Source organism: Aurantiacibacter arachoides (genome assembly GCF_009827335.1).
GTDB classification, from domain to species: Bacteria; Pseudomonadota; Alphaproteobacteria; order Sphingomonadales; family Sphingomonadaceae; genus Alteraurantiacibacter; species Alteraurantiacibacter arachoides.
In genome coordinates this window covers 1901266-1928131 of the sequence record NZ_WTYH01000001.1, presented here as the reverse complement: position 1 = coordinate 1928131, position 26866 = coordinate 1901266, and the positions used below count along the sequence as shown (strand labels likewise).

General features: G+C 67.6%; 25 protein-coding genes. 14 read left to right on the top strand and 11 right to left on the bottom strand.

Annotation, left to right across the window (positions count from 1 at the left end; translation table 11 throughout):
* Positions 1-6 precede the first annotated feature (6 nt).
* Entirely contained in the window at positions 7-933 is a 927-nt protein-coding gene (locus tag GRI62_RS09485) for a LysR family transcriptional regulator (RefSeq protein ID WP_131453124.1), read from the top strand.
* 12 nt (positions 934-945) lie between these two features.
* Here the strand turns inward: GRI62_RS09485 and GRI62_RS09480 are convergent, their stop codons facing one another.
* The 3 genes from GRI62_RS09480 to GRI62_RS09470 are packed head-to-tail and all read right to left on the bottom strand — an operon-like array spanning position 946 to position 4624.
* The gene (locus tag GRI62_RS09480) at positions 946-3135 is read right to left on the bottom strand and encodes a xanthine dehydrogenase family protein molybdopterin-binding subunit (protein ID WP_131453122.1); all 2190 of its coding nucleotides are present in this window, start codon (positions 3133-3135) and stop codon (positions 946-948) included.
* Entirely contained in the window at positions 3132-4112 is a 981-nt protein-coding gene (locus GRI62_RS09475) for an FAD binding domain-containing protein (protein ID WP_131453120.1), read from the bottom strand. The genes GRI62_RS09480 and GRI62_RS09475 overlap by 4 nt, the downstream gene beginning before the upstream one ends.
* Positions 4109-4624: a 2Fe-2S iron-sulfur cluster-binding protein gene (locus tag GRI62_RS09470; RefSeq protein WP_131453118.1), complete on the bottom strand. Its 516-nt coding sequence runs from the start codon at positions 4622-4624 to the stop codon at positions 4109-4111. Before GRI62_RS09470 ends, GRI62_RS09475 begins: the two co-directional genes overlap by 4 nt.
* A gap of 147 nt (positions 4625-4771) precedes the next feature.
* Here GRI62_RS09470 and GRI62_RS09465 point away from each other — a divergent pair, with 147 nt between their 5' ends.
* Positions 4772-5224: a MaoC family dehydratase gene (locus tag GRI62_RS09465; protein ID WP_131453116.1), complete on the top strand. Its 453-nt coding sequence runs from the start codon at positions 4772-4774 to the stop codon at positions 5222-5224.
* On the opposite strand, the gene GRI62_RS09460 is transcribed toward GRI62_RS09465, so the two are convergent.
* Both GRI62_RS09460 and GRI62_RS09455 read right to left on the bottom strand, forming a co-directional pair.
* Positions 5221-6126, bottom strand: a complete 906-nt coding sequence (locus GRI62_RS09460) for an ROK family protein (protein WP_131453114.1) — start codon at positions 6124-6126, stop codon at positions 5221-5223. The genes GRI62_RS09465 and GRI62_RS09460 overlap by 4 nt on opposite strands.
* A gap of 144 nt (positions 6127-6270) precedes the next feature.
* On the bottom strand, positions 6271-7416 hold the full coding sequence (locus tag GRI62_RS09455; protein WP_131453112.1) for a CaiB/BaiF CoA transferase family protein: 1146 nt from the start codon (positions 7414-7416) through the stop codon (positions 6271-6273).
* A 114-nt stretch (positions 7417-7530) separates the two neighbouring features.
* Between GRI62_RS09455 and bioB the strand changes: the two genes are divergently transcribed.
* The 4 genes from bioB to GRI62_RS09435 are packed head-to-tail and all read left to right on the top strand — an operon-like array spanning position 7531 to position 11581.
* Positions 7531-8559: a biotin synthase BioB gene (gene bioB / locus GRI62_RS09450; protein ID WP_131453110.1), complete on the top strand. Its 1029-nt coding sequence runs from the start codon at positions 7531-7533 to the stop codon at positions 8557-8559.
* 9 nt (positions 8560-8568) lie between these two features.
* On the top strand, positions 8569-9720 hold the full coding sequence (locus GRI62_RS09445; RefSeq protein WP_131453108.1) for an aminotransferase class I/II-fold pyridoxal phosphate-dependent enzyme: 1152 nt from the start codon (positions 8569-8571) through the stop codon (positions 9718-9720).
* Positions 9717-10328, top strand: a complete 612-nt coding sequence (gene bioD / locus GRI62_RS09440) for a dethiobiotin synthase (RefSeq protein ID WP_131453106.1) — start codon at positions 9717-9719, stop codon at positions 10326-10328. The genes GRI62_RS09445 and bioD overlap by 4 nt, the downstream gene beginning before the upstream one ends.
* A complete protein-coding gene (locus GRI62_RS09435; protein ID WP_131453104.1) occupies positions 10325-11581 on the top strand; it encodes an adenosylmethionine--8-amino-7-oxononanoate transaminase in 1257 nt (418 codons plus the stop codon). Before bioD ends, GRI62_RS09435 begins: the two co-directional genes overlap by 4 nt.
* Here the strand turns inward: GRI62_RS09435 and maiA are convergent.
* Positions 11578-12210 carry a maleylacetoacetate isomerase gene (maiA, locus tag GRI62_RS09430; protein WP_131453102.1) on the bottom strand — a complete coding sequence of 211 codons (633 nt, stop codon included), beginning with the start codon at positions 12208-12210 and terminating at the stop codon, positions 11578-11580. The genes GRI62_RS09435 and maiA overlap by 4 nt on opposite strands.
* A 100-nt stretch (positions 12211-12310) precedes the next feature.
* On the opposite strand from maiA, the gene hmgA reads away from it, so the two are divergent.
* The 4 genes from hmgA (at position 12311) to GRI62_RS09410 (ending at position 17641) form a co-directional block, all read left to right on the top strand.
* Complete coding sequence (hmgA, locus tag GRI62_RS09425; RefSeq protein ID WP_131453100.1) at positions 12311-13588, top strand: homogentisate 1,2-dioxygenase; 1278 nt, start codon at positions 12311-12313, stop codon at positions 13586-13588.
* Positions 13588-14886 (top strand): fumarylacetoacetase, encoded by a 1299-nt coding sequence (gene fahA, locus GRI62_RS09420; protein WP_131453099.1) that lies wholly within the window; start codon positions 13588-13590, stop codon positions 14884-14886. Before hmgA ends, fahA begins: the two co-directional genes overlap by 1 nt.
* Before the next feature lie 22 nt (positions 14887-14908).
* Complete coding sequence (locus GRI62_RS09415; RefSeq protein ID WP_131453097.1) at positions 14909-16864, top strand: glycoside hydrolase family 3 protein; 1956 nt, start codon at positions 14909-14911, stop codon at positions 16862-16864.
* Positions 16865-16945: 81 nt separating this feature from the next.
* Positions 16946-17641, top strand: a complete 696-nt coding sequence (locus GRI62_RS09410; RefSeq protein WP_131453095.1) for a pirin family protein — start codon at positions 16946-16948, stop codon at positions 17639-17641.
* Between the two features lie 9 nt (positions 17642-17650).
* Here the strand turns inward: GRI62_RS09410 and GRI62_RS09405 are convergent, their stop codons facing one another.
* The 4 genes from GRI62_RS09405 to GRI62_RS09390 are packed head-to-tail and all read right to left on the bottom strand — an operon-like array spanning position 17651 to position 22369.
* Positions 17651-18850 (bottom strand): ABC transporter permease, encoded by a 1200-nt coding sequence (locus GRI62_RS09405; protein ID WP_131453853.1) that lies wholly within the window; start codon positions 18848-18850, stop codon positions 17651-17653.
* Between the two features lie 8 nt (positions 18851-18858).
* Complete coding sequence (locus GRI62_RS09400; RefSeq protein ID WP_131453093.1) at positions 18859-19626, bottom strand: ABC transporter ATP-binding protein; 768 nt, start codon at positions 19624-19626, stop codon at positions 18859-18861.
* An 8-nt stretch (positions 19627-19634) separates the two neighbouring features.
* On the bottom strand, positions 19635-20957 hold the full coding sequence (locus GRI62_RS09395) for an efflux RND transporter periplasmic adaptor subunit (protein ID WP_131453091.1): 1323 nt from the start codon (positions 20955-20957) through the stop codon (positions 19635-19637).
* Entirely contained in the window at positions 20954-22369 is a 1416-nt protein-coding gene (locus tag GRI62_RS09390; protein ID WP_131453852.1) for an efflux transporter outer membrane subunit, read from the bottom strand. Before GRI62_RS09390 ends, GRI62_RS09395 begins: the two co-directional genes overlap by 4 nt.
* A gap of 171 nt (positions 22370-22540) precedes the next feature.
* Here GRI62_RS09390 and GRI62_RS09385 point away from each other — a divergent pair, with 171 nt between their 5' ends.
* The 4 genes from GRI62_RS09385 to GRI62_RS09370 are packed head-to-tail and all read left to right on the top strand — an operon-like array spanning position 22541 to position 26062.
* Positions 22541-23650: a HupE/UreJ family protein gene (locus tag GRI62_RS09385; RefSeq protein ID WP_160731853.1), complete on the top strand. Its 1110-nt coding sequence runs from the start codon at positions 22541-22543 to the stop codon at positions 23648-23650.
* 3 nt (positions 23651-23653) lie between these two features.
* Positions 23654-24598, top strand: coding sequence for an MBL fold metallo-hydrolase (locus tag GRI62_RS09380; RefSeq protein WP_131453087.1), 945 nt, complete (start codon positions 23654-23656; stop codon positions 24596-24598).
* 14 nt (positions 24599-24612) lie between these two features.
* Positions 24613-25476, top strand: coding sequence for an XdhC family protein (locus tag GRI62_RS09375; RefSeq protein ID WP_131453085.1), 864 nt, complete (start codon positions 24613-24615; stop codon positions 25474-25476).
* Positions 25466-26062 (top strand): nucleotidyltransferase family protein, encoded by a 597-nt coding sequence (locus tag GRI62_RS09370; RefSeq protein ID WP_131453083.1) that lies wholly within the window; start codon positions 25466-25468, stop codon positions 26060-26062. The genes GRI62_RS09375 and GRI62_RS09370 overlap by 11 nt, the downstream gene beginning before the upstream one ends.
* Here the strand turns inward: GRI62_RS09370 and GRI62_RS09365 are convergent.
* Entirely contained in the window at positions 26023-26841 is an 819-nt protein-coding gene (locus tag GRI62_RS09365) for a heme-dependent oxidative N-demethylase family protein (RefSeq protein WP_308420784.1), read from the bottom strand. The genes GRI62_RS09370 and GRI62_RS09365 overlap by 40 nt on opposite strands.
* Positions 26842-26866 lie beyond the last annotated feature (25 nt).

Below are 26866 nucleotides of genomic sequence, written 5' to 3'. Positions count from 1 at the left end.
TTGATCATGCGGCTGGACAACTTCGATCTCAATCTGCTCGTGGCGTTCGACGTGCTGTTGCAGGAACTCAATGTCACCCGCGCGGCCGAACGCATGAACGTGACGCAATCAGCGATGAGCGCTTCGCTCAAGCGTTTGCGTGAGGGGTTCCAGGACGAGATCCTGACCCAGCATGGCAAGCGCATGATCCCCACGCCGTTTGCCATGGCCCTGCATCCCGAGATCGCCACGACAATATCCGAATTGCGGTCCCTGATCGCGCGCAAGGGCAGCTTTCAACCCGAACGGTCGGACCGGCGGTTTCGCATCGCCGCGTCGGATTACATCACAACTGTCCTGCTGACCCCGCTGCTACAGGACCTGGCGACCCTCGCGCCGTCCGTCAGCTTCGAATTCACCCTGCCGGGCCCGGCATCGCAGGCGCGTCTTGCCAATGGGGAACTGGACCTTCTGCTGACTCCGCAGACGTTCGCCCACCCCGATCATCCGTTGCAGACGATCTTCACCGAGGACCACGTCGTGGTTGCTTGCGCCCGCAATCCGCTTGCCAACGGAGCGCTCGATGCCGCTGCCTTTGTCTCTGCAGGCCACGTGGGGGTGAGCATTTCGGGCCGTTACACCTTTGCCGAAGACTGGTTCCAGATGAACGGCGTGGAGCGGCGGATCGAAGTCCACGTTCCCTCGTTCGTGCAGGCACCCTTCATGGTGCCGGGCACGCAGCGGCTGTGCGTGATGCACGAGCGGCTCGCGAGGTTCATGGCCGCGCGGCTTGACCTGGTCACCTTCGCCATCCCTTTTCCGATCCCGCCAATGACGGAGATCATGCAATTCCATGCAACCCGCAAGGAAGACCCCGGCCTGTCCTGGCTGCGGACGCATATCGCCCGGATGGCTGCCGAGGATACGCTGGTGCGCAGCGGCGAGGGTCGCTGAGGGGGAGGTCGGTCAGCCCTCCGGCATGGCCGCGAGCACCTTGTCAGGGCTCATCGGATAGGCGAACACGCGCGCACCGCAGGCATCGTAGATGGCGTTGGCAATCGCACCCGCGCCGCCGCAAAGGCCAAGCTCGCCCACGCCCTTTGCCTGGATGGGGCTGGCAGCGGCATCGCGTTCTTCCAGCAGCAGAACTTCAAGGTCCGGCACGTCGCGATGCACCGGCACATGGTATTCGGCCAGGTCGCAGTTGACGAGGTGGCCGTCGACTGGATCGAACAGCAGGCTTTCGGTCAGCGCATTGCCGATGCACCAGGTCATCCCGCCAAGGCACTGCGAACGCGCCGTGCGGGCGTTCAGCACGCGGCCGATGCCAAAGGCACCGGTCATGCGGCGGACCCGCGTCTCGCCCGTCCAGCGGTTGACCGCGACCTCGGCGAAAAAGGCGCCGAAACTCGATACCGCCATCTCCTCGGTCGATTTGCCGGGCTCGAAATGGCCGACCTGTTCGAGCGGCTTGCTGTCCAGCAGATCGACCAGAGACTTTTCGCCGCCGTCCCACTTGACCGTGCCGTCTTTCAGCGTGAAATCACCGGCAGCGATGCCCAGCCGTTTCGCCAGGTCATCGCGCAAGCCTTCGCAGGCAAGGAACACTGCCGAGCCGCACGATGGCGCGCCGAAGCTGCCGCCCGAACCGGAACCGGGAGGAAGATCGGTATCGCCGAGGCGCACCTCGATGTCGTCGGGCGAAAGGCCCAGCATCTCGCCCGCGATCTGGCCGAGGATGGCGTAGGTGCCGGTGCCAATGTCGGTCATGTCGCTCTCTACCAGGGCGGTGCCGTCCGGTTGCAGCGTAACGCGCGCCTTGGCCTCTTCCACCGCGTGAACGCGGGCACCGCTCGCCATGCCGGTGCCGATCCACCATTCACCCTCGCAGGTATGGCGTGGCGCGCGCGGACGCGCTTCCCAGCCGAAAGCCTTGGCGCCTTCGCGAAGGCATTCGGCAAGCTTGCGCGAGCTGAACGGCTTGTCCTCGGATGGATGGGTCTCTGGAATGTTGCGCAGGCGCAGTTCCACAGGATCGATGCCCACCTTTTCGGCCAGCATGTCCATCGCCTGTTCGACGGTCTGCACGCCGACCGCTTCGCCCGGCGCACGCACGGAGCCTGCGGTCATGCGGTGAACGCGGGCCAGGTCCAGCCGCAGCAGCCGGTTTTCGCCCGCGTAGAGAAACTCGCTCGACTGGATGACGGGCTCGGCAAAGTCCTCGCCGGGAAGGTTCGACACGCGCGCCTCGTGGCCGAAACCGGTCAGCTTGCCCTCGGCGTCGGCCGCCAGCCGCACGCGCTGATGCGTCTCGGAGCGACGCATGATCGTCTGGAACACCTGCTGGCGGCTCATCACCACGCGCACGGGGCGTTCGAGCTGCATCGCCGCAAGCGAGGCAGCCACGCATTCCTGGCTGATGCCGAGTTTTGAGCCAAAACCGCCGCCCACGAAGGGTGACAGCAGATGCACCTGTTCCTTTTCCAGGCCCAGCGCATCGGCAAGTTCGTTGCGATTAAATTTCAGCATCTGCAGCGATGCGTGGACGGTCAGCTTGTTGCCATCCCACTGCGCCATTGCCGCGTGCGGCTCCATCGCGGCGGACGCGTGCCCTTCCGTGGTAAAGGTGACGTCGACGCTGTGCGCGGCCTCGGCCATGGCGTGGGCGAGGTCGCCCTGCGTCGTGCTGTCGTCGGTCTCGGTCTCCGCCGCCTCGGGATCGAGCGGCGCGTCCTCGGCATCGTAATCGAACACGAGGTGCTTTGCCGCATCGCGTGCCTGCTCGAACGTCTCGGCCACGACCAGTGCGACCGGCTGGCCCCAATAGCAGACCTCCTGCGCCGGCTGGAACGGGGCCTCGTCCGCCATGCCCTGCGCGGCGCGGCCCGTCATGCGCTTGTCGGAAATGACCGCAACGACGCCGGGCATGGCCATCGCCTTGCTGTCGTCGATGGTCAGGTTCCTGGCCCGCACCGCTGGCAGCGTGGCCAGCACACCTTCAAGGCAGCCCTCGGCCTCGTATTCGGAGGCATAGGTCGCTGCGCCCGTGACCTTGAGCAGGCTTTCAGGGCGCGGCAGCGGGGCGCCGATCACGCCCTGGCCGGTGGTGTCCAGCACGTTGCGCTCGTCCGGCGCATCCTGCTTGCAATGGTTCATGGCTTCACTCCCGTCGCTTCACACAGCACGGCGGCGAGCGTCCGGCGGGCGAGCGGTATCTTGAAATCGTTTTCGCCATAGCCCTGCGCGCCTTCCAGCAGCAGGTCGGCGGCCTTGTCGAACAGCGCCAGCGAGGGTTCGGAGCCGACCAGCAGTTCGGCAATTCGCGGATCGTGCCACGGCTTGTGCGCAAGCCCGCCAAAGGCAAGGTCGGCGCGGGTGAAACGCCCTTCGGCCATCTCGACCACAGCAGCCACCGAACAGAGCGCAAATGCGTAGGAGGACCGTTCGCGCACCTTGCGATAGATCTGCGTGCCGCCCACCGGCGCGGGCAGGGTCACCGCAGTCACGAGTTCGCCCGCTTCCAGCACGTTGTCGATCTGCGGGGTATCGCCGGGCAGGCGGTGAAATTCGCGCACGGGCACGCTGCGGTCGCCCTTCTCGCCGGTGATCTGCACCGTCGCATCGAGTGCCGCCATGGCCACCGCCATGTCGCCGGGATAGGTCGCGATGCACTGGTCGCTTGCGCCGAGAACAGCGTGCAGGCGGGCAATGCCCTTGATCGCACCGCAGCCTGATCCGGGTTCACGCTTGTTGCAGGGCTGGTCGATGTTGGTGAAGTAATAGCACCTGGTGCGCTGGCCCAGATTGCCGCCGGTCGTCGCCTTGTTGCGCAGCTGCTGCGTCGCGCCGGCCAGGATCGCGCGGGCGAGCACCGGATAGTCCGATCGCACGCGCGGATGCACGGCAGTGGCGGTATTGCTGGCGAGCGCACCGATGCGCAGGCCATCACCCTCCTCGGCAATTTCTCCGAGCGAGAGCCGCCCGATGTCGACGAGGGTTTCGGGCACTTCCACCTGCAGCTTCATCAAATCGATGAGGTTGGTGCCGCCGGCAAGCGCGAGAGTGCCGGGCTGCGTGCCAAGCTGGCAGGCATGTTCCAGCCGCTGGGCGCGCTGGTAATCGAACGGCCTCATGCGTTCTCTCCCGCGGCCTGGTTGTCGGCGACCTGCTGGATGGCGGCGACGATGTTGGCATAGGCCCCGCAGCGGCACAGGTTGCCGCTCATCCGCTCGCGTATCTCCTCGCCGGTCACTTGCGGCTTTGCTTCCAGATCCTCGGTCGCATCGCTCGGCCAGCCCGCGGCGATTTCCTGCAGCATGGCGGTGGCGGAGCAGATCTGGCCCGGCGTGCAATAGCCGCACTGGAAGCCATCGTGATCGACAAAGGCCTGCTGCATCGCGCTGGGCGTGGCGACCTGGCCAAGGCCCTCGATCGTGGTCACCGTGTCGCCGTCGTGCGTGACCGCGAGCGAGAGGCAGGAATTTATCCGCACCCCGTTCACCAGCACGGTGCAGGCACCGCATTGGCCGTGGTCGCAGCCTTTCTTCGTACCGGTGAGGCCGGCATCGCGGCGAATGAAATCGAGCAGGCTGGTGCGTGGGTCGTCGGGCAGGGTGTGATCCTGTCCGTTGATGGATATGGTCATGAATTCGTCCTTGTCTGCCATACCTAATGCAGCGGGCCGCGCATCTTTCCCGCCAACGGGTAATTGACCGGGGTTTGAGGGTCGACGCGAAGGGTCAAACCGGCTTAACCGCCTGTCCGGAACAATGACGGGACAGGATGGCGAGCGATGGCGGGCAAGTTCTTCGGCGAATGGCAGGTGGGCGAAACGATCGCGCACGAAGTTCGGCGCACGGTAACGGAAACCGACAACCTGCTGTTTTCCACGATGACCCACAACCCGCAGCCGCTGCACCTGGATGCCGAAGCTGCGCGGGCCAGCGAGTTCGGGCAGATCCTCGTCAACGGCACCTTTACCTTCGCGCTGATGGTGGGGTTGTCAGTGGGCGACACTACCCTCGGCACGCTGGTGGCGAACCTGGGTTACGACAAGCTGGTGCACCCCAATCCGACGTTCATCGGCGACACCATGCGCGGCGAAACAGAGGTGGTCGACAAGCGCGAGAGCAAATCGCGCCCCGGATCGGGCATCGTCACCTTTCGCCACCGCCTGCTGAACCAGCGCGACGAAGTGGCCTGCGAATGTCTGCGCATGGCGCTGATCAGGGGGAGCGGCGTCTAACGCGATTTCGCCGGCGGCGAGGGGTTCGAGAGGATGGAGCGCCCGAGCGCGATGGCGCCCGTTATGCCGGCACCGTCTCCCAACGCGGGCGCGACGATGACATCGTCGAGCGGCCGGTCGTAGAAGGCCGCATATCCCGCCAGCTTCGCCCGCGTCTTTTCGCGCAGCGCCTCCAGCAGCCCCGGCGTGTTGAACACGCCGCCGCCGAAGATCATCACGTCAGGCGCGTGCATCAACGCCAGCGACGCGGCAAATTCGGCGAGGTAATCCGCAACCAGCATTACCTGCGCTTCGCTGGCTTGCGATAGGTCGGTTCCCCAGCGCGCGATGATCGCCGGGCCGCTGACGAGCCCTTCCAGACAGTCGCCGTGAAACGGACAATTGCCGTGCCAGCCATCGTCCAGCGCAGGGCGGGCAGGGCGCACATGACCCATCTCGTAATGCGAGGCGCCGAAAAGCGGGCGACCGTCCGTCACCACGCCGGTGCCGATGCCGGTGCCGACCGTGGTGTAGGCAACAGTGCGCCTGCCGCGCCCCGCGCCCGCCATCCATTCGCCCATGGCCGCGCCGTTGACGTCGGTATCGATGGCGACGGGGACGCCGAACTGGCCCAGCGCCTCGTGCCAGTTGGCCCCGCTCCAGCCGGGCTTGGGCGTGGTGGTGAAACTGCCGTGGGTGGGGGAGGCGGGGTCCAGGTCGAGCGGACCGAAGCTGGCCACCCCGAAGGCCGCGATCGGGCCATGCCGCCGGGCGGTGGCGGCGAACCATTCCGCCAGCTCGGCAAACGTTTCGGCAGGTGCGCGGGTGGCGATGCGGGTGCGATCGAGCAGCCTGCCATCGGGAGAGGCCAGCGCCGCGACGAACTTGGTGCCGCCCGCCTCGATCCCGGCTATCAGGCCCATGGATTGCCGCGCGCGGTGCGTTCAGTCGTGGAGTTTCGCATTGCCGTCCTCTTGCCGGTCATGCTTGCTGGCACAGCGTTGCCCGCGTCACAAGGCGCCAGGCGACCGTTAAGATACCCTTCGGCCAGGCCGGATGCTCGCGCATCAGTCGCTGCCCAGCACCTCGTCACTGTCCGCGCCAAGCTGGGGAGAGGGGCCGGCGACCCGGCCCGGCGTCGCGGAGAACCACGTCGGAACGCCTGGAAAGCGCATGGTGCCATGCGGACTGTCGATTTCCTCGAAGAAGCCGACCGCGTTCAGGTGCGGGTCGGTGAACAGCTCGTCCGTCGTCTTCACCCGCGCGCAGGGGATCTGGAGATCCTCCAGCAGCGCCATCCATTCATCGGTCGTGCGGGTGAGAAAGGTTTCGCCGAGCAGGCCGTAGATCGTGTCCACGTGCTGCGCGCGGCTCGCCAGCGTGGCGTAGTCCGCGCTGGCCCAGTCCGGCGCCACGGCCTCGATGAAGGTGTGCCAGTGCTTGTCGTTGTAGATCAATGCCGCGATGTGGCCGTCCCGGGTGGCATAGGGCTTGCGATTGGGAGAGACGGCACGGTGGTAATGCGCCGGGCCAAGAGGGGGCTCGAAGATCATGCCGTTGGCGTGTTCGACCAGCATGAAGCTCGCCACCGCCTCGAACATGCCGATCTCCACCTCCTGCCCCTCGCCCGTGCGTTCGCGGTGGAACAGCGCCGCCAGCGTGGCATAGAGCGCGTGGAGCCCGGCGATCTTGTCGGCCATGATGGTGGCGGCGAACCCCGGCTCGCCCGTCATCAGCCGCTGCACGTGGGGAATGCCGCATTCAGCCTGGATGGTGTCGTCGTAGGCGGGCTTGTCGGCATCCGGTCCGCGGCGTGAATAGCCGTAGCAGTTGGTGTAGACGATGTCGGGCCGGATGGCCCTTACCGCCGCATAGTCGAACCCCAGCCGCGCGATGGCCTTGCCGCGCATCGAGTGGATGAATACGTCCGCCTCCGCGATCAGCCCCCGCAATGCCTCGGCATGGGCAGGATCGCGCAGGTCCATCACCACGCTCTTCTTGCCGCGGTTGATGTTGCAGAACACGCCGGAGAGGTCGGGCGCCGGACCGGGGCTGATGTAGCGCATCGGATCGCCCGCCGGCGCCTCTACCTTGATCACGTCGGCGCCCAGGTCCGCCATCGTCTGGGTGGCATAGGGGCCGAAGACCATCGCCGTGAGATCGACGACCTTGATACCGGCGAGCGGACCGAAGGATTGTGCAGGGTGGGTCATGCGGCGCGGCTATCGCAAGGCGCCCCGCTTGCCAATGGCCGCCCCGCTGCGTCTTTACCCGCGCGCCCTTTTTCGTCATGGCTGCAGCAAGCATTGCCGAGGACGAGAAAACGCATGGTTCGCACCGACTGGACGCGCGAGGAGATCGCCGCGCTGTTCGCCCTTCCCTTTACCGAGCTCGTCTTCCGCGCCGCCGAGGTGCATCGCGCGCACCACCGGGCGGACGAGGTGCAGCTGTGCACGCTGCTCTCCATCAAGACCGGCGGCTGCCCGGAGGACTGCGGCTACTGCTCGCAGAGCGCCCATGCCGACAGCGGAGTGGAGGCGACAAAGCTGATGGACGTGCGCCAGGTTCTGCAAAGCGCGGCGCAGGCCAAGGATGCCGGCAGCCAGCGGTTCTGCATGGGCGCCGCCTGGCGCAACCCCAAGGACCGCGACATGCCCAGGATCGTGGAGATCGTGAAGGGGGTGCGGGCGATGGGGCTGGAAACCTGCATGACGCTGGGAATGCTCACCCCGCAGCAGGCCGATCAGCTCGCCGAGGCGGGGCTCGACTATTACAACCACAACATCGACACCGGCCCGGAATACTACGAGCGCGTGATCACCACCCGCAAGTACGAAGACCGGCTGACCACGCTGGAGAACGTGCGCGGCGCGGGCATCAACGTGTGCAGCGGCGGAATCGTGGGCATGGGCGAGACGCGCGAGGACCGCGTCGGCTTCGTCCACACGCTGGCGACGCTGGAACGCCATCCCGAAAGCGTGCCGGTCAACGCGCTGGTGCCGGTGAAGGGCACGGTGCTGGGCGACATGCTGGCCGACACCCCGATGGCGAAGATCGACGACATCGAGTTCGTCCGCACGGTTGCCGTGGCGCGCATCGCCATGCCGCTCACCATGGTGCGCCTGTCCGCCGGGCGCGAGAGCATGAGCGACGCGACGCAGGCGCTGGCCTTCATGGCGGGCGCGAACTCGATCTTCACCGGCGACCGCCTGCTGACCGCGCCCAACGCCGGCGACGACAGCGACGCGGCACTGTTCGCCCGGCTCGGCCTGACACCGATGGCGGGCGAGGAGCCGGCGCGCGCGGCAAAAGCCTGCGCAGGCGCTTGCCAGCCCGAGGCGGTCGCCGCCGAATAGGATTTGCCGATGCGGCATCGTTTCGCGCAAGCGCTGGACCAACGCCGCGCGCAGCATCGCCTGCGGGTTCTGCGCCCGCTCGAACCCGGCGCCCCTGGCCATGTGCGGCTGGGGGCGCGCGAACTGCTTGACCTCTCCAGCAACGATTACCTCGGCCTTGCCCGTCATCCCGAGCTCGCCCGGCGCGCCGGCGAATGGGCGGTCCGCTATGGCACCGGTGCGCGCGCCTCGCGCCTCGTTTCCGGCACGCTGGAGCCGCACCGCGCGGTGGAGGAGAAGGTCGCCGCATGGAAAGGCACCGAGGCCGCGCTGCTGTTCGCGACCGGGTGGCAGGCCAATGCCGCGCTGTTTCCGGCGCTGCTGAAGCTGGAGCCGCAGGCAGCGGTCTTCGCCGACTGGCTGGTCCACGCCAGCATCCATCACGGCATCGCCGCCGCGCGAACGAAGCACACCGGATACCGGCACAACGACCTCGCGCACCTCGATGCGCTGCTCGGCGCCGCCGCGGATGCGCCCGGGCGACTGGTAGCGACCGAAAGCGTGTTCAGCATGGACGGCGACCGGGCCGACCTTGCATCATTCGTGGCGCTTGCCCGCCGCCACGACGCATTGAGCGTGGTGGACGAGGCGCACGCGACCGGCGTGCTGGGCGCGGGCGGGGCCGGGCTCGCGGCGGAACTGGAAGACCGGCCGGACATCGTGATGGGCACGTTCAGCAAGGCGATGGGCGGCTTTGGCGCCTTCGTCGCCGCATCGCGCGACATCTGCGACTATCTGGCCAACGCAGCCTCGGGCTTCGTCTACACCACCGCCCCGCCGCCGCCGGTGCTCGGCGCCATGGACGCCGCGCTCGATCTCGTGCCGGGCATGGATGACGAACGCGCGCACGTGGCGGCGCTGGCCACGCGATTGCGCGCAGGCATGACCGGGCTGGGCTACGCTACCGGCCCATCCGACACGCAGATCGTGCCTGTCATCATCGGTGGGGAGGCCGAGGCGCTGGCCGCCAGTGCGGCGCTGGAGCGCGCAGGGATCCTTGCGGTCGCCATCCGCCCGCCCACCGTTCCCGAAGGCGAGAGCCGCCTCCGTTTCTCGCTGAGCGCCGCCCATTCGGAAGCCCAGATCGATCGCGTGCTCGAAGCGATGGCGGACCTGCGGTGAAGGGCTACGTCGTCACCGGGACCGACACGGACGTCGGCAAGACAGTGTTTGCGGCCGGGTTGGCACAGGCAATGGGCGCGTCATACTGGAAGCCGGTGCAGGCGGGCTTGGACGGCGGCAGCGACAGCCAGCGTGTTGCCCGTCTCGCCCCTGCCGCCACGATCTTGCCGGAAGCCCACGTGCTGCGAACGCCTTGCTCCCCCCACGAGGCGGCGCGGATCGACGGGGTGACGATCGGCTCGCTCGACTTGCCCGACCACGCCAGTCCGATCGTGGTGGAGGGCGCGGGCGGGGCGCTGGTGCCCTATGCGGAAGGGCTGCTGGCCGCCGACCTGTTCGCACGCTGGAACCTGCCCGCCGTCATCGTTGCGCGCACGGCGCTGGGCACGATCAGCCACACGCTGATGACCATCGAGGTGCTGCGGGCTCGCGGCATTGCCATAGCGGGCGTGGCTTTCGTCGGCGCCGCCGAGCCGGTGGCCGAGACGGCGATCACGCGCATCGGCAAGGTGCCCCACCTGGGCCGCCTGCCGTGGCTCGATCCGCTGGATGCCGAAACGCTGGCACAGGCCTTTGCCGACTTTATCCGCACGGACCTGCTGACGTGAGCCGATCGCCCGTCTGGCACCCGTTCCACCAGCACGGACTGGGCGAACCCATCCCGCTTGTCGAACGGGCCGAGGGTGCGCTGCTCCACACCGCGGACGGGCGCGCGGTGGTGGATGCGATCTCCAGCTGGTGGGTGACGACGCACGGCCACAATCACCCGCGCATCGTCGCCGCGATCAGGCAACAGGCGGAACGGCTCGACCAGTTGATCTTTGCCGGCTGGACGCACGAACCGGCGGAGGAACTGGCGCGCGGCCTGACGGCGATCATGCCGCCGGCGCTGGAATACGTGTTCTTCTCCGACAGCGGCTCCACCGCGGTGGAGGTGGCGCTGAAGATGGCGCTGGGATTCTGGGCCAACCGCGGCGCGGCGCGGCACCGTATCCTGGTGCTGGAACACAGCTATCACGGCGATACCATCGGCGCGATGAGCGTGGGCGCGCGCGGCGTGTTCAACCGCCCCTACGCGCCGCTGCTGTTCGCCGTCGACACCATTCCCTTTCCGGCAGCGGGGGCCGAGCAAGCCACGCTCGATGCGCTGGAGGCGGCCTGCGCCAGGGGCGATGCCGCCGCCTTCATCGTCGAACCGCTGGTACTGGGCGCGGGCGGGATGCTGATGTATTCGCCCGCGATCCTTCGCCAGATGCGCGAAATTTGCTCCCGGCACGACGTCCTTTTCATCGCCGACGAGGTGATGACGGGGTGGGGCCGCACGGGCAGCCTGATCGCCTGCGAACAGGCGGGCGTGGTGCCCGACATCATGTGCCTCGCCAAGGGGCTGACGGGCGGGTCGATGCCGCTGGCAGTGACGATGGCGAGCGCGCCGATCTATGACGCGCACCTCTCGACCGACCGCTCGCGGATGTTCTTCCACTCCTCCAGTTTCACCGCCAACCCGATCGCCTGCGCCGCGGCCAACGCCAACCTTGCAATCTGGCGCGAGGAACCTGTGCTGGAGCGGGTCGCCGCGCTGGTCGCGGCTGAGGCAAAAGGCATGGACGCGCTGGCCGCGAAGCACGGCCTCCAGAACCTGCGCCAGTGCGGCAGCGTGATCGCTGCGGATGTGCCGGTGGCGGACGCGGGCTATCTCGCCGACCTCGGCCCGCGGATGCGCGATGGCTTCTACGCCCGCGACGTGCTGCTGCGTCCGCTTGGCAACACGATCTACCTCATGCCGCCCTTTTGCATCAGCGAGCAGCAGCTGACCTGCATCTTCACCGCCATCGACGAGGTTTTGTCGGAGGCGCTTTAGGTCGCGTCCGGCTGGGCGTCCGGGTGGGCGCGCTGAAATTCCGGCAGGGCAAGGCAGGCCGCCTCGATCCGCGTGGTGCGCGGGCTGGCCGACAGATCGTAATCGAACCGGCGGGCGTTGTAGAGTTGCGGCACCAGCACGCATTCGAACAGGCCCGGGGCATCGAACAGGAAATCGCCGGTGCCCAGCCGTTCCAGCATCGTTTCCAGCGGGGCCAGCACGGTGCCGAGCCAGTGGCGATACCAGGCATCGACCTGGCCCTGATCGTGGCCGAGCGGATCCTTCAGATACTTCAGCACCTTGAGGTTCAGCGGTGCGTGCAGTTCGGTGGCGATGGCATAGGCCAGCTCGCGCGCGGTATAGCGCTTCTCCAGATCAGCCGGCAGCAACGGGCGTTCGGGATAGCGTTCGTCCAGCCACTCGATGATCGCCATGCTCTGCGCGCGATCGCGGCCGTCCGCCTCCAGCATGGGCACGCCGCCGAAGGGATTGCGTGTCGTGAAATCGGGTGCTTTCTGCCGCCCCTCGACCAGACTGACGGGCGACTGCTCGTAGGCCAGGCCCTTCACCTCAAGCGCGCACCGCAGGCGATAACTCGTGCTGCTGCGCCAATACCCATAAAGCTTCATCGGACCCTCCCGCCATCTCGGTCGTTGCCCCGGTAAGACCATTGCGAACAAGGGGCAATTGCGCCATGAAATCGGCAACCGGTTTCAGGTGAGACTAACTATGCGCTACCAGACGGGGTTCCTCAACCATTTCGCCAGCGAGGCTGTCACCGGCGCGCTGCCTGAAGGGCGCAATTCCCCCCAGAAACCCGCATTCGGCCTTTATGCCGAGCAGTTCAGCACCAGCGCCTTTACCACGCCCCGCGTGGAAAACCGGCGCAGCTGGCTCTACCGGATGCGCCCGACGACCGAGCACGGGCGCTTCGAGCCCTATTCCGGCAATCCCCGCCTGGCCGCGCCCGACGGTTCGCATACCACGCCCAATCGCCTGCGCTGGGATCCGCTCCCGCTGGCAGACGGCGGGGTCGATTTCGTCGATGGGCTGGTCACCTTTGGCGGCAACGGCTCGCCTTCCGAAGGCGGTATCGGCATCCACCTCTACGTCGCCAGCGAAACCATGGACGCGCGCGCGTTCCAGAACAGCGATGGCGAGATGCTGATCGTGCCGCAGCAGGGCACACTTCGCGTGGTAACCGAGCTTGGCCGGATGGACGTGCCGCCCGGCCATATCGCCCTCGTCCCGCGGGGGATGCGGTTCCGCGTCGAACTGGTGGACGGGCCGGCACGCGGCTATGTCTGCGAGAACTTCGGCGCGCCGTTCCGCCTGCCCGATCTCGGCCCGATCGGCGCGAACGGCCTTGCCAATCCGCGCGATTTCGAAGCGCCCGTCGCCTGGTTCGAGAATCGCGACGAGGAATTTGAAATCATTCAGAAATTCTCCGGATCGCTGTGGCGCACCACAATCAACCGCTCGCCGTTCGACGTGGTGGCCTGGCATGGCAATTCGGCCCCCTGCCGTTATGATCTGGCGCGGTTCAACACCATCGGCACGGTCAGCTTCGATCATCCCGACCCATCGATCTTCACAGTGCTGACGAGCCCCAGCGATACGCCGGGCACCGCCAATTGCGATTTCGTGATCTTCCCCCCGCGCTGGATGGTGGGTGAGGATACGTTTCGCCCGCCGTGGTTCCATCGCAACGTGATGAGCGAATTCATGGGCCTGGTGACCGGCGCCTATGATGCCAAGGAAGGCGGCGGGTTCGCGCCTGGCGGCGCCAGCCTGCACAACCAGTTCAACGGCCATGGCCCCGATGTGGAAAGCACCCGCAAGGCGACCGAGGCGCAGCTTGCACCCACCAAGATCACCGACACGCTGGCCTTCATGTTCGAAAGCCGCAGCGTGATCCACACCACCGAATTCGCGATGCGCGGCGGGCTGCTCCAGTCCGATTACGACGATTGCTGGCGCGGATTCCCCAAAGCGAGATTGCCCTGATGCCCCATACATTCTTCCAGACCGATTTCACCCATGACCCCGCTGCCGAGTGCTGGGTGTCCGGCGCGCAGGGACACGCGACCTTCCCGGTGCAGAACCTGCCACTGGGGATCTTTTCGGTTGGCGACGGACCGCGCCGCGCCGGCATGGCGATCGGCGACCACGTGCTTGACGTGCCCGCCGTGGCCCCGCTGCTGGGAGAGGACGCGCAGGCCGCCGCGCGGCTGGCCGACGCCCCGACGCTGAACGCGCTCGCCGCCGCCGGCCCGCACCCGATGCGCGCCCTGCGCTGCGCGGTGTTCAACCTGCTCACCAACGAACCCAACCGGCCCGATGTGGAACCGCATCTTTATCCCGCTGCCGATTGCACGCTGCACGTGCCCTTCGCGGTGGGCGACTACACCGATTTCTACACCGGCATCCACCACGCGACCAACATCGGCAGCCTTTTCCGTCCGGACAATCCCTTGCTGCCCAATTACAAGTACGTGCCCATCGGCTATCACGGCCGTTCCAGTTCCATCCGGGTCTCGCCCACGCAGGTGAAGCGACCGAGCGGGCAGACCAAGGCACCCGATGCCGATGCGCCGGCGTTCGGTCCTTCGAAACGGCTCGATTACGAACTGGAGATGGCGATCTGGATAGGCGAGGGCAACGCGCTGGGCGAGCCCATCCCGGTGGGCGAGGCGGAATGCCACATCGCCGGTATCTCGATCCTCAACGACTGGTCGGCACGCGACATTCAGGCGTGGGAATACCAGCCACTGGGGCCGTTCCTCGCCAAGAACTTCCATTCCACGGTATCGCCATGGGTGGTGACGCTGGACGCGCTGGCGCCGTTCCGCGTTGCCCAGCCCGCGCGACCGGAAGGCGACCCGGCGCCGATGGATTACCTCGCGCACGACGTGTCCGCCGCAGCCTTTGGCATCACCATGGAGGTCTATATCTCGACGAGCCGGATGCGCGAGGCGGGCGATGAGCCGCACCGCCTGTCGTCCGGCCCGATGAGCGCGATGTACTGGACCGCGGCGCAACTTGTCGCGCATCATTCCGTGGGCGGCTGCAATATGCAGGCGGGCGACCTGCTCGGCACCGGCACGCTGACCAGCGGCGAGGCGGGCGGCGAAGGCAGCCTGATCGAGCTGAGCCAGGGCGGCAAGGCGCCTATCACCCTGCCCAACGGCGAAACCCGCACCTTCCTGGAAGACGGCGACGAGGTCATCATGACAGCCTTTGCGGAGCGAGAGGGCTTCGCGCGGATCGGGCTTGGCGAATGCCGGGCCACTATCGTAGGCTGACCTTCCTGTAACGGGAGGGACCATGATCCGACGCTTCGTGACGCTGGCCGCAGGCGCGGCGGCGCTGGCGGGTTGCACGACGGTGAGCGAACAGGTGCAGCCTGCGCTCGGCTGGCGGGTGACGGCGCTGGTGACCGTCGACGGGCTGCATTTCCGCGACCTCGACCGCGATCACGCGCTGACGCCCTACGAGGACTGGCGACTGTCGCCCGAGGAACGCGCCGCCGATCTCCTGGCGCGCATGACGCTGGCGGAAAAGGCCGGGCAGATGATTGTCGCCACCGCGCCGAACAACGCCCCGCCGGGTCAGCCGGCCACCGGTTACGATACGGCAGCGCTGGCGCGCATCATTGCCGAAACGCACGCCACCCATTTCATCTCGCGCCTGTCCACCCGCGCCGAACCGCTGGCCGAGGCCAACAACGCGCTGCAGGAAGCGGCCGAGGCCGGGCGGCTGGGCATTCCCGCCGTGGTGATGACCGACCCGCGCCACGGTTTCACCGAACTCGCCGGGGCGAGCGTTGCCGGCGGCAGCTTCGCGCAGTTTCCCAACGGCGTGGGGATCGCCGCGCTGGGCGATGCCGATGTCACCCGGCGCTATGCCGACCTGGTGCGGCTGGACCTGCGTGCCACCGGCTTTTCGATGCTGCTCGGCCCGCAGATCGACCTCGCCACCGAGCCGCGCTGGCCGCGCAATTTCGACACCTTTGGCGAGGATGCGGCGGTCTCCGCCAGCATGGCCGCGGCCTTCGTGGAAGGGTTGCAGGGCGCGCCCGACGGGGTGACCACGGGCGGCGTGGCGGCGGTCGTCAAGCATTTCGCCGGCTACTCGGCCAGCGCCAACGGGTTCGACGCGCATAACTGGTACGGCCGCTTCTCGCGCCTCGACGCCGCCGAATGGGAGCAACACATTCGCCCGTTCGAGGGAGCGCTGGCGGCGCGTCCGGCGGGCGTGATGCCGGCCTATTCAATCCTGCAGGAACTGGAGCTGGACGGCGCGCCGCTGGAGCAGGTGGGCGTCGGTTACAACGAGCGTATCCTGCGCGGGCAGCTGCGCGGTCGGTTGGGGTTTGACGGCGTGATCGTGTCCGACTGGGCTATCACCAAGGATTGCACCGCGCTGTGTCGCGACGGCCACCCGGTGGGCGAGCCACCAAGTTTCGCGACCGTTTCCACCGCCTGGGGCGTGGAGAACCTGACCGAGACCGAGCGCTTTGCCAAGGGCATTGCCGCCGGGATCGACGTGTTCGGCGGCGTTGACGACCCTGCACTCATCATCGCCGCGGTCGAGCAGGGGCTGGTGAGCGAGGTGCTGGTCGATGCAGCGGTGACGCGGGTATTGGTGCAGGCCTTCGCGCTCGGCCTGTTCGAGAACCCCTATGTCGATCCCGCGCATACCCGCATCGAGGTCGGCACGGCGGAGGACGAGGCCTTCGGGCGCGAGATGCAGGGGCGTTCCATGGTCCTGCTGGAGGGCGCGCCGACCTTGCGTGAAGGGAGCCGGGTGCTGCTGTCGGGCGTCGATCCGGAAGCGGCGCGGGCGGCGGGCTTCGTGCCTGTCACCGATGCGCGGGCAGCGGACGCGGCGATTCTGCGCACGCGCAGTCCGTTCGAACTGCTGCATCCCGGCTATATGTTCGGCTCACTCCACCAGGAGGGCAGCCTTGCCTTTCCCGCAAATCATCCGGCGCTCGCCTTTGCCAGCAACCTGCCAGCGGGCTTGCCGCTGGTGGTCGATGTGCAGCTCGATCGGCCCGCTGTCCTGACTCCTCTCACGATCCACGCAGACACCGTGCTCGCCAGCTTCGGCGCGTCGGACCACGCGTTGATGGACGTGCTGAGGGGCCGCACCCGGCCCGAAGGCCGTCTGCCGTTCGAACTGCCACGCAGCATGGAGGCGGTCGAGGCGCAGCGCCCGGGCACGGCGGCCGACAGCGCCGATCCGCTCTATCCGCTGGGCTATCGCGCGCGGCGATAGCCAGGCTTTGGCCGCATCAAGAACCGCCCGCATTGCGCGGCTGGGCGCGCGCCCCATCTTGCTGGGCAAAGGAGATACGCCATGATCGAGGTCCGCAAATTCGACAGTCTGGGCAAGGCCAACCACGGCTGGCTCGATGCCAATTTCCATTTTTCGTTCGCCGGGTACCACGATCCCGCGCGCGTCCATTGGGGCAAGCTCAGGGTGTGGAACGACGACATCATCGCCGCGAAGAGCGGTTTCCCGCCGCATCCGCACAGCGATATGGAAATTATCACCTACGTGCGGAAGGGCGCGATCACGCACAAGGACTCGCTCGGCAACCTGGGCCGGACGGAGGCGGGCGACGTGCAGGTGATGAGCGCGGGCACCGGCATTACCCATGCCGAATACAACGTCGATGACGAGGATACGCACTCGTTCCAGTTGTGGATTCTTCCCGATCGCGGCGGTCATCAGCCGAGCTGGGGCACCAAGACCTTTCCCAAGGACGGGCGCGCCGGTCGCTTTGACGTGCTTGCGAGTGGCCGTGACGGGGACGTCGAGGCGCTGCGGATCAACGCCGACGCGCGCGTGCTGGGCGCCACCATCGCGGCGGGCGAAACGGTGGAATACGACCTTGGCGGGCGCAAGGGCTACCTCGTACCCGCGACGGGCCGGGTGGAGATCGATGGCGAGATCGCCGAGGCGCGTGACGGCGTGGCCATTGCCGATATCGCTATGCTGCGCGTCAAGGCTTTGGACGATGCCGAGGTGGTCCTGGTCGATACGGCCTGAGTGCCGCCCCTATTCGTGCCGCAGCGCGTCGATCGGGTCGAGCTTGCTCGCCCGGTGCGCCGGATAATAGCCGAAGATGATCCCCATCACCGCACTGAACATGAAGGCGACGACGTTCAGCGTGGGATTGAACAGGAACGGCAGGTCGATCGCGCCCGCCAGCGCGATCGACAGGCCGAGCGCCAGCAGGATGCCGATTATCCCGCCAAAGCAGCACAGCACCACGGCCTCCGTCAGGAACTGCAGCCGCACTTCCTTGGCCAGGGCGCCGATGGCGAGGCGGATACCGATTTCCCGGGTGCGCTCGGTCACCGAAACCAGCATGATGTTCATGATGCCGATGCCGCCCACCAGCAGGCTGATCGCGGCGATCACGGTCACCACGGCGGTCATCGCGCCGGTCACCTGACCGACGGTATCGTTGATCTCACCGGTGTCGATGATGTTGAAATTGTTGCTTTCCCCTTCCTGGATCACCCGCCGCTCCCGCATCAGGGCGATGAGCTGCGCCTGGATGGATGCAGGGGTGTAGGCATCGTCGTATTTGACCACGAAGAACTGCACGTTGGTGTTGCCGAGGAAGCGACGCTGCACCGTTTTCAGCGGCATGAAGACGATGTCGTTGGCATCGTTGCCGCCGCCCACCGCGTTCGATCGTTCGTCGATCACGCCCACGACGCGGCAGGACACGTTGCCGAGCCGCATCTCCTCGCCCAGCACCTCGTCCTCCAGGAAGATTTCCTCCACGATCTTCAGGCCGACGATGCAGACTGCATCACCGCGCGCGACCTCGGCATCGGAGAAGCCGCGACCTTCGACCACGTCGATCGACTGCGCATCGAAGAATTCCGGATCGCCGCCCTGCACGCTGGTCTGCCAGTCCTGCCCGTTGTGAAAGGCGCGCGCGCTGGCGGTGGCGGAGCCGGCTGCATCCGTCACCCCGGCGATCTGCCGCTCCACGGCGCGGATATCGGCATCGTCGAACGGCGGGGGCTGGGTGCCCGGTTCGTTCGTCTGCGGGAACACGATGAAGACGTTGGAGCCGAGGCCGGCAATGTCTTCCTGCACGTCGGCCGTCAGGCCCTGGCCCAGCGTCACCATGGTGATGACCGCGGCGACGCCGATGATGATGCCCAGCGTCGTCAGGAAACTGCGCAGCAGGTGCCGCCTGATTTCCCGCACGGCGAGCAGCATGGTGGTGCCGATCATGCCGAACATCAGCGGTGCGCCTCCAGCGGGGCGCCGGACCTGTGCCCGCGCTCTGTGCGTTCCACCAGTCCATCGCGGAAATGCACGATGGTCTTGGCGTATTGCGCCATCTCGGTCTCGTGGGTGACCATCAGCACGGTGATGCCGGTCTTGTTGAGATCGGTGAGCAGTTCCATGATCTCGATGCTGCGCTCGGTATCCAGATTGCCGGTCGGCTCGTCCGCCAGCAGCACGTCGGGTTCGGTCACCAGGGCGCGGGCGATGGCGACGCGCTGCTGCTGGCCGCCCGAAAGTTCTGCGGGGGTATGGTCCGCCCACGGCAGCAACCCGACCTTGTCGAGCGAGCGTTCCGCCGCCTCGCGACGCGCCTTCTTCTTCTCCCCCCGATAGAGCAGCGGCAATTCGACGTTCTCCAGCGCGGTGGTGCGCGCCAGCAGGTTAAAGCCCTGGAACACGAAGCCGAGGTATCGGCGGCGCAGCAGGCTGCGCTGATCCCGGCTGAGGGCCTGCACCTCCACCCCGCGAAAGCGGAACACGCCGCCGGTCGGCACGTCGAGACAGCCCAGGATATTCATCGTGGTCGACTTGCCCGAACCCGACGGCCCCATGACGGCCACGAAATCGCCGCGGTCGATGGCGAGGTCGACGCCCTTCAGCGCCTGGAACGCCGCCGCTCCGCTGCCAAAGGTCTTGGTAATCCCTTCGAGCTGGATCAGCGCCCCTTCCGCGCGCGCGCGTTCCTGCAATTCGGCCTCGGTGAGGGGGCGAGTGGCCATCGTGCGGCCTATTGCCCGGCCGCGCGCAGGCCAGTGACGACATTCATCCCCGGCTCCAGCTCGGCGGAGGTGACCACGGTCATGCGCCCGTCGCTCTGGCCGGTGACGACTTCGATCGCGCGCAGCGAGCCGTCGGCTTCCACGACGTGAACCTGCTGCCGGCTGCCGACGCCGATGGTGGCCTCGCTCTCCTCCTCCAGGCCGAAGTTCTGCTGGCCGAACATGCCGCCTTCCTCCTCCTCGGCCTCGGGTTCGAACCGCAGGGCGCCGTTGGGCACCAGCATGGCGCGCCCGGTGCTTTGGGTGGCGATGGTGGCGGTGGCGGTCATGCCGGGGCGCAGCAGACCCTCTGTATTGGTGACGTTGAGGCGCGCTTCGTAGCTCACGACCTGCTGCGAGGCCTGGGCCTGCGCCTGCTGGCCGAGCGCGGTGGTATTCGATCCCAGATCGACCCGCTCGACCGTGGCGGGAAAGCGGCGGCCGGGGTAGGCATCGACGGTAAAGGTGGCGCGCTGGCCGGGATCGACCTGGCCCACGTCCGCCTCGTCCAGATCGACGCGCAGCTGCATGGTCGACAGGTTTTCCGCGATAACGAACAGCGTGGGCGTGTTGAAGCTGGCGGCAACGGTCTGCCCCGGCTCCACCTGGCGTGCCAGCACGACGCCCGATACGGGAGAGCGGACGACGGCACGGTTGCGGTTGGTCTGCGCGGTGGACAATTGCGCCTGCGAGGCGACGACGTTGGCCCGCGCCGCGGCGACGCTTGCCTGCCCGCGGCGCACGGAAGCCTCGGCCTGTTCCAGTTCCGCCTGCGCCGGCACGCGCCCGCCCGACAAGCGCTGCACGTCCTGCAACCGGCGCAGCTGCGCGATGTCGGCATCCAGCGTCGCCTGCGCCTGTGCCACTTGGGCCCGCGCGGCATCGAGGTTTGCGCGGCCCTGGGTGATCTGGTCGTCGATCACGTCGGTGTTGATGACCGCCAAGATCTGCCCGCGCGCAACCTGGTCGTTCACGTCCACCATGATCCGGTCGATCTTGCCGGACACTTCGGAACCGACCTCGACCTGGTTGGTGGGGCGGAGCGCGCCGGTGGCGGTGACGGTCAGGTCGAGGCTGCGCTGTTCCACCTCGGCGGTGATGTAATCGGGCGGCGGCGCGTCACGCGTGCAGGTGTAGGTCAGCGCCGCCAGCGCGATCAGCAGCAACAGCCCCAGCCACACGCGCTTGCGCCTGTACCATTTCTTCGGCCCGCCGGCATCGAGATAGGTCTCGATATCGGTATCGCCGTCGGGCGTGGTGGTCGTCGTCGTTGTGGCGATGGTCTCGCTCATTGCGCGGTCCTGTCGAGGCTGTCTGCGTCACGGGCCGGGGTCGGTCGGCCAAAGGCGGGGAGGGGATAATCGTAGGCGGCCAGGTCCCATCCGCCGCCCAGCGCCTGGGTCAGGCGGACGAAGGCGGTGGCGCGGTCGGCCCTGGCAGCAACCAGGCTGTTGCGGGCGGACAGCAACTGGTTCTCGCTGGTCAGCAGGTTGCGAAAGTCGGTGAGGCCCGCTTCGTAGGAACTGCGGGCCAGCAGCACCGAGTTGGCGGCGGCATCGACGCCTTCTTCGTTGAGCTCCACCCGCGTCGCCGCAGTGCGCTGGTCGACGGCGGCGCTCTCGACATCCTCCAGCGCGCCGAGGATCGTCTGCTCCCACTGCGCCAGCGCGCCTTGCGCGGCGGCCTCGGCACTGTCGACCTGCGCGGCGGTGCGCCCGCCATCGAAGATCAGCTGGGTGACGCCTGCAAACAGGTTTCCGGCGAGAAAATCGAACACGCTGCCAAGCCCCGCCTGGCCGGTGCCGAACGAACCCGAAAGCCGCGCCAAAGGCAGCAATTGCGCCCGGGCGACACCGATGCGCGCGCTGCTGGCGACGAGGTTCGCCTCTGCCGCGCGGACATCAGGCCGGCGGAACAGCACCTCGGCCGGGGCTTCGAACCCGGCAAGCAGCGGCGGTTCCGGCACAGGCGCCGGCGCATCGAAGGCCAGCGCTTCCAGCACCGGGCCCGGCGCCTCTCCGATCAGGGTCGAGATGGCGTTGGCGGTGCTGGCAAGGCTGCTTTCGAGCGCGGGGATGGTCGCGGCGGTCTGGGCGCGCTGGGCGCGGGCCTGTTCGACATCCAGGCTGGAGACGAGCCCCGCCTGGTTGCGCCAGCGGGCGATCTGCAGGTTGTCCTCCTGGAAGGCCAGGGTGCTTCGCGCGATGGCGAGCTGTTCCGCCGTGGCACGGCCGTTTATCGTGGCGATGGCCACCTGGCCCACGATAAGCCGTTGCAGGTCGGCAAGCGAATAGCCCGAAGCGGCCAGGTCGCCCCTCGCCGCCGCGACACCGCCCGAAATCTGGCCGAACAGGTCAAGTTCCCACTGCGCGTCGGCACCGACCTGGAACTGCACGCCGTCCCGCCCGCGACTGCCGACATCGCGGTTCAAACCGCCCGTCGCGCCGACAGAGGGCAGGTAGCCCGCCCGCGCCTGCACCAGCGAAGCGCGGGCCTGGTCGATCCGGGCGGCGCTGACGGCAAGGTCGCGGTTCTGCACGATCGCCTGCTCGACATAGCGGGTCAGCAGCGGATCGCCGAGCAAGGTCCAGTACCGGGTCAGGTCGGTGGAGATGGGCGGAACGTCGGTTTGTGCCCAGTCGGCCGGCACGGGAAGAGTGGGCTGTGCCACCTCGACCGCCGTTGTCGCGCAACCGGCAAGCATTGTCGCGCCAGCTGCCAGCAGCAGACCGCGCGCCCTTGCGGGCCAGACCAATCGATGCAAACCGTCCCTCACCCCGGCAACCCCCACATTGCGATGTCAGGCATAGACCGCACAGAGGTATGTTCCAACCGCCTCGCCCGAACTGTAGACAGGCTTTCTCCCGGAGTTACCTTGGCGCAACAATCTGTCATCCCTCCCCTGTCCCGTCTCCTTGGCGCCGCCCTGGTCCTGCTCGCCGCGGTTCTGCCCCCCGCGGCGAACGCTCATGACGTGCCGATCAGTTACCTCGAACTCGAACGCGGTGGCGATCGCATCTACGGCACGCTGACGGTGCACGCCGACATGCTCGCCGCAGAACTGGGTTTCGACGAAGCGCGCGATATGGTCGACAGCGGCGTATTGGATGCACAAGACAGTCCGGTGCGCCCGTTCCTTGCAGCCGGGTTGCGGTTGACCGGCGCGGCGGATCAGCCTCTGGCGCTGGCAAGCGATGGGTATACCATCGTCGGGGAGGGCGCGGACATGAAGCTGCGGTTCCATGCCCTGGGCCCGCCGCCCGCTGCCCTGCATCTCGCCGTGGCGTTGTTTGCGCAGGTGCCCGATCACCAGACCTTCGTGACGATCCGCGAGGGCGGAGCGATCGTGCAGCAGTTCATGCTGTCCGCCGACACGCCCCCGCAGGTCAATTACGCCGGCACCGCGGCTGGCGCCTGGGCGGTCGCCGGCACCTTTATCCCCAGCGGGGCCTGGCACGTGCTGATCGGGCCGGACCACGTGCTGTTCGTGATCGGCCTTATCCTGCTCGGCGGCAGCGTGCGGCGGCTGGCGCTGATCGTCACCGCCTTTACCCTCGGCCATTCGGTGACGCTGGCACTGGCGGCCACGGGCACGCTTTCGCCGCCGGAATGGCTGGTGGAGCCGCTGATCGCGCTGACCATCGTGGTGGTCGGGGCGGACAACCTGCTGCGCAAGCAGGCCGACCGCGATCTGCGGCCGTGGTTCGCGGTCCTGTTCGGCCTCATCCACGGGTTCGGCTTCGCCTTCGTACTGCGTGACTTCGGCCTGCCGCCGGGTAACCTCGCGGTCTCGCTGCTGGCCTTCAATCTTGGTGTCGAGATCGGTCAGCTTGCCATCGTGGTGCCCGTGGCGCTGGCCCTGGCGGCGATCCGGCGGCGCGATGCGCGGCTGGCGATGTGGATCGCCAGAGGAGGCTCGCTTGCGGTCGTGGCCGCGGGACTGTACTGGTTCGTTGACAGAGTCCTTTCGATGGGGAGCGTGTGAGGCATGAGGCGACTGGCGATTCTTTCAGGTATCCTGCTGGCGGGCGGGGCGGTTTCCGCCGTGGTGGCCCAGGGTTTGCCAGGCATCGAGCCGATCGAGCAGGTGTCCCAGAACGTCTGGAAGATCGAAGGCTCGGGCGGCAACACTGTTGTTTTTGTCCGGGATTCAGACGTGGTTCTGGTCGATACCAAGATCCCGGGGCAGGGCGAGGGCATCCTCGAACAGGTGCGATCCATCACCGATCTGCCGATCGGCATGGTCATCAACACCCATTCCCACCCCGATCACGTCGGCTCCAACGGCTTCTTCGCAGATGATGCGGGCGTAGAGGTCGTGGCGCAGGCCAACACGGCCACCCGCATGCGCGCAGGCGGCGGGCCGTTTCCGCCGAGCCGGGTCGACACGACCTTCACGACCTTTCGCGCCATTGGCGAGGGCGACGACCGGATCGAGCTGTACTGGTTCGGCGCCGGCCACACCGATGGCGACGCCTTTGTCTATTTCCCCGCAGACCGCGTGATGATGGCGGGCGATATCTATGCCTGGCATATGAGCCCGCTGATCGATCCGGGTTCGGGCGGGTCGATGCTGGCTTTGCCGACCACCGCGACCGCCGCCTATTACGCCATTCCCGGCGCCGAACGGGTCATCACCGGCCACGGCGACGTGCGCGGTCGTGACGAGTTCCTGAGCTGGATCACCTTCAACCGTGGCCTCGTCCAGATCGCGGAAACGACGGCGCAGACCGGCGGGAGCGAGGACGATGCCATGGCCCGCCTGAATGACACGCCCAGCTTTGCGGTGTTCATGGGCGACCAGGCACTGCCCGGCCTGCAATACGGCGGCACGCCGCGCAGCCGTGCGCGGATCAACCTGCGTGTCGCGATGGCGGAACTGCGCGGAGAGGAAGCGCCGCTGATCATGAACTTGCCGCCGGACCAGCAATAGGCCACTGCGGCCGGGTGACGCTACCCTTCGCCGACGATCTTTCCGCCCTGCGTGCCGTTGCCCGTGACGAGAATGCCGGGGGCCGCACCGGCCTTTGCACCATCGTGAATATCAACGGCAGCTTCTCCCGCCGTCTCGGCGCGCAGCTTGCCGTGCTGCCGGATGGCAGCGTGGCGGGAAGCCTTGCCGACGGCTGCCTGGAGCGGGAGCTGGCAAGCGAAATGGCGCGGGGGACAGAGCCAAGGGTGCTGCGTTACGGCGCAGGCTCACCGAAAATCGACTTTCGCCTGCCGTGCGGGGGCGGGCTGGATATCCTGATCGATCCCGCACCCGATCGCGCGGCGGCACGCGAGGCGCTGGCGTTGATCGAGGCACGGGGCGAAGCGCGGCTGGCGCTGCCGGCCGTCTCGCCACTGGCGACGCGTCGTTACGTCCCGCAACTGCGGCTGGTGCTGTTCGGCGAAGGGCCGGAACTGGCGGCAATGGCGCACGTGGGGACGCAAGCGGGTCTGGCGGTGGAAACGCATTCCCGCGACGAGGGTTCGCTGGCCCTGGGGTCACGGCCCGAACACCTTGTGGCCGACCGCTGGACCGCGATCGCTCTGCTGTTCCACGATCACGAATGGGAACGCGCGATCCTGGAATGGGCGCTTGCCACGCCGGCGTTCTTCATCGGCGCGCAGGGCGGTGCCCCGGCGCGCGCGGCACGCGAAGCGGCGCTGGTCGCGGCTGGCTTCGACCCGCGGCAGGTTGCGCGGATAGCCAGCCCGATTGGAACCGTGCTGCACAGCCGCGAGCCTGCGGGCCTCGCCCTGTCCGTGCTCGCCGCCATCGCGGGCGAATACGAACTGCGCCATCCGCACCATCATGGCCGCTGACGCAGCGCGGGAGGCGCCGCTGGTCGCCGTGCTCGCCGCAGGCTCGGCCACGCGCTTCGGCGGTGGCAAGCTGGATGCCGAATGTGCGGGGAAGCGGGTGGGCGCGTGGGCGATTAGCGCGGTGGCCAGAGCTGGTCTGGAGGCGGGCGTCATCGTGGTGCCACCCGATCCGCCTGCCTTTGCGACAGAGGCGGGCGGCTGGAAGGTCATCATCAACCCCGATGCCGCAGAAGGTCTGGGTACGAGCGTGGCGCTCGCTGCCCGGCGGGCGCTGGCTGAGGGGGCCGACTTGTTGATCCTGCTCGCCGATATGCCGTTGATCGAACCTGCTCATTTGCGTGACTTGCTCTCTGGCGGCGCTGCTGCTGCGACGGCCCACGGTCTGCGGGCAGGCGTCCCGGCCTTCGTGCCAAGGGCGCTGCTAGGGCCGCTGACCGAACTGGCTGGAGAAGGCGGGGCGGGGCCGGTGCTGGCGCGGCTGGACGACCTGCGACTGGTCACTGCGTCGCAAGGGACTCTGCTCGACGTCGACCGACCGCAAGACCTTCAAATCGCCGCGAAGGTGCTCGCCCGGCGCGAGGCATAGGCGCTCACCTGCGCGGCAAAGCAGGCCGCGCCCCTGCGCAGCGCCTCGGGCTCGGGGATGGTCTTGAGCGAGGCGTCGAGCCGGGCCACGTTTGCGCCAGACAGCGCGCCCAGCGGCGTGACGTAGACCCCGATGGTGAACACGATGGCGCGCGTCTGGGGCAGGCGGCGCAGCGTCTGCCGCTCGCAGCGCACGAACAGCGTCTCGCCCGCGTTGTCTGCCGTCACATGGGCAAAGGTTGCCTCAGGCGGGTCGGTGTCGATCCAGCGCAGGGCGGGTGTCGGGCTCACGAACCAGTTGCACCGCCCGAAGATGCGCCCGGGCCTGAGCTGCGCCATGAAATGATCCACCCCGGTGGCGAGCTGCCGGGCGTAGCCGTCGATCGGTGCGTGGAGGGCGACCAGCGGCAGCCCGATCTTCTGCGCCGGATGCCAGTCCGTGGGAAAACCCACCGCCGCGCCGACGAGCCGGTAGGGCGAAATGTCGGGCGCCTCGGCGCAGGGGAGAAGCAGGCACATGTCCTCCCACGCCGAACGCGCCGCGCCTAACAGTCCGCCGGCGACGCCCAGCATCGCCGCCAGTTCCTCGCCGGCAGCCCGGGCCAGCGGAGTTAGCTGCACGCTATCGGGATGGGCGTCGAAGGCAGTCTTGCGCGCGGCCAGATCGGGGTCTGGCTGGAGCCACTCGTCCTCGCCAAGCGCGACGAGGCCCATCCGCAGAGCCCCGCCGCCGCGCGCCATCGGCAGCAGTTCCTCGACACTGAAGCCAAGCCTAGCCAAGGCGGCAGTTCGTCGGTGGCCCGGC